Source organism: Staphylococcus sp. HMSC06C11, from assembly GCF_001808345.1.
GTDB lineage: Bacteria > Bacillota > Bacilli > Staphylococcales > Staphylococcaceae > Staphylococcus > Staphylococcus capitis.
This window is the reverse complement of record NZ_KV793037.1, coordinates 1-3,062: the sequence shown is the minus strand read 5'-3', so window position 1 is coordinate 3,062 and position 3,062 is coordinate 1. Positions and strand designations below refer to the sequence as shown.

General features: G+C 49.8%; 1 rRNA gene. It reads right to left on the bottom strand.

The features are described from left to right. Positions 1–99: 99 nt before the first annotated feature. Positions 100–3,021 (bottom strand): 23S ribosomal RNA (locus tag HMPREF3154_RS03525). Positions 3,022–3,062: the final 41 nt, after the last annotated feature.

Below are 3,062 nucleotides of genomic sequence, written 5' to 3'. Positions count from 1 at the left end.
AGGTGTGACCTCCTTGCCATTGTCACCAGACAAATGAATGTGTTATACATTCAAAACTAGATAGTAAGTAATGATTTTGCGTCGCAAAACATTTTAATATTGATTAAGTCTTCGATCGATTAGTATTCGTCAGCTCCACGTGTCACCACGCTTCCACCTCGAACCTATTAACCTCGTCATCTTCGAGGGATCTTATAACCGAAGTTGGGAAATCTCATCTTGAGGGGGGCTTCATGCTTAGATGCTTTCAGCACTTATCCCGTCCATACATAGCTACCCAGCTATGCCGTTGGCACGACAACTGGTACACCAGAGGTATGTCCATCCCGGTCCTCTCGTACTAAGGACAGCTCCTCTCAAATTTCCTACGCCCACGACGGATAGGGACCGAACTGTCTCACGACGTTCTGAACCCAGCTCGCGTACCGCTTTAATGGGCGAACAGCCCAACCCTTGGGACCGACTACAGCCCCAGGATGCGATGAGCCGACATCGAGGTGCCAAACCTCCCCGTCGATGTGAACTCTTGGGGGAGATAAGCCTGTTATCCCCGGGGTAGCTTTTATCCGTTGAGCGATGGCCCTTCCATGCGGAACCACCGGATCACTAAGTCCGTCTTTCGACCCTGCTCGACTTGTAGGTCTCGCAGTCAAGCTCCCTTATGCCTTTACACTCTGTGAATGATTTCCAACCATTCTGAGGGAACCTTTGAGCGCCTCCGTTACCTTTTAGGAGGCGACCGCCCCAGTCAAACTGCCCGCCTGACACTGTCTCCCACCACGATAAGTGGTGCGGGTTAGAAAGCCAACACAGCTAGGGTAGTATCCCACCAACGCCTCCACGTAAGCTAGCGCTCACGTTTCAATGGCTCCTACCTATCCTGTACAAGCTGTGCCGAATTTCAATATCAGGCTACAGTAAAGCTCCACGGGGTCTTTCCGTCCTGTCGCGGGTAACCTGCATCTTCACAGGTACTATGATTTCACCGAGTCTCTCGTTGAGACAGTGCCCAAATCGTTACGCCTTTCGTGCGGGTCGGAACTTACCCGACAAGGAATTTCGCTACCTTAGGACCGTTATAGTTACGGCCGCCGTTTACTGGGGCTTCGATTCGTGGCTTCGCAGAAGCTAACCACTCCTCTTAACCTTCCAGCACCGGGCAGGCGTCAGCCCCTATACATCACCTTACGGTTTAGCAGAGACCTGTGTTTTTGATAAACAGTCGCTTGGGCCTATTCACTGCGGCTCTTCTGGGCGTGAACCCTAAAGAGCACCCCTTCTCCCGAAGTTACGGGGTCATTTTGCCGAGTTCCTTAACGAGAGTTCGCTCGCTCACCTTAGAATTCTCATCTTGACTACCTGTGTCGGTTTGCGGTACGGGCACCTGTTATCTATCTAGAGGCTTTTCTCGGCAGTGTGAAATCAACGACTCGAGGAAACAATTTCCTCTCCCCATCACAGCTCAGCCTAACGAGTGCCGGATTTGCCTAACACTCAGCCTTACTGCTTGGACGTGCACTCCAACAGCACGCTTCGCCTATCCTACTGCGTCCCCCCATCGATTAAAACGATACTAGGTGGTACAGGAATATCAACCTGTTATCCATCGCCTACGCCTGTCGGCCTCAGCTTAGGACCCGACTAACCCAGAGCGGACGAGCCTTCCTCTGGAAACCTTAGTCAATCGGTGGACGGGATTCTCACCCGTCTTTCGCTACTCACACCGGCATTCTCACTTCTAAGCGCTCCACATGTCCTTGCGATCATGCTTCAACGCCCTTAGAACGCTCTCCTACCATTGTCCGAAGGACAATCCACAGCTTCGGTAATATGTTTAGCCCCGGTACATTTTCGGCGCAGTGTCACTCGACTAGTGAGCTATTACGCACTCTTTAAATGATGGCTGCTTCTAAGCCAACATCCTAGTTGTCTGGGCAACGCCACATCCTTTTCCACTTAACATATATTTTGGGACCTTAGCTGGTGGTCTGGGCTGTTTCCCTTTCGAACACGGACCTTATCACCCATGTTCTGACTCCCAAGTTAAATTGATTGGCATTCGGAGTTTGTCTGAATTCGGTAACCCGAGAGGGGCCCCTCGTCCAAACAGTGCTCTACCTCCAATAATCATCACTTGAGGCTAGCCCTAAAGCTATTTCGGAGAGAACCAGCTATCTCCAAGTTCGATTGGAATTTCTCCGCTACCCTCAGTTCATCCGCTCACTTTTCAACGTAAGTCGGTTCGGTCCTCCATTCAGTGTTACCTGAACTTCAACCTGACCAAGGGTAGATCACCTGGTTTCGGGTCTACGACCAAATACTCAACGCCCTATTCAGACTCGCTTTCGCTACGGCTCCACATTCGCTGCTTAACCTTGCATCAGATCGTAACTCGCCGGTTCATTCTACAAAAGGCACGCCATCACCCATAAACGGGCTCTGACTACTTGTAAGCACACGGTTTCAAGTTCTCTTTCACTCCCCTTCCGGGGTACTTTTCACCTTTCCCTCACGGTACTGGTTCACTATCGGTCACTAGAGAGTATTTAGCCTTAGGAGATGGTCCTCCTAGATTCCGACGGAATTTCACGTGCTCCGTCGTACTCAGGATCCACTCAAGAGAGAATATGTTTTCGACTACAGGATTATTACCTTCTTTGATTCATCTTTCCAGATGATTCGTCTAACATGTTCTTTTGTAACTCCGTATAGAGTGTCCTACAACCCCAACAAGCAAGCTTGTTGGTTTGGGCTCTTCCCGTTTCGCTCGCCGCTACTCAGGGAATCGATTTTTCTTTCTCTTCCTCCGGGTACTAAGATGTTTCAGTTCTCCGGGTCTGCCTTCTGACATGCTATGAATTCACATGTCGATAACATGACATAACTCATGTTGGGTTCCCCCATTCGGAAATCTCTGGATCAACGCTTACTTACAGCTACCCAAAGCATATCGTCGTTAGTAACGTCCTTCTTCGGCTTCTAGTGCCAAGGCATCCACCGTGCGCCCTTAATAACTTAATCTATGTTTCCACCATACTTTTAGTCAATCGCTTTCATATCGC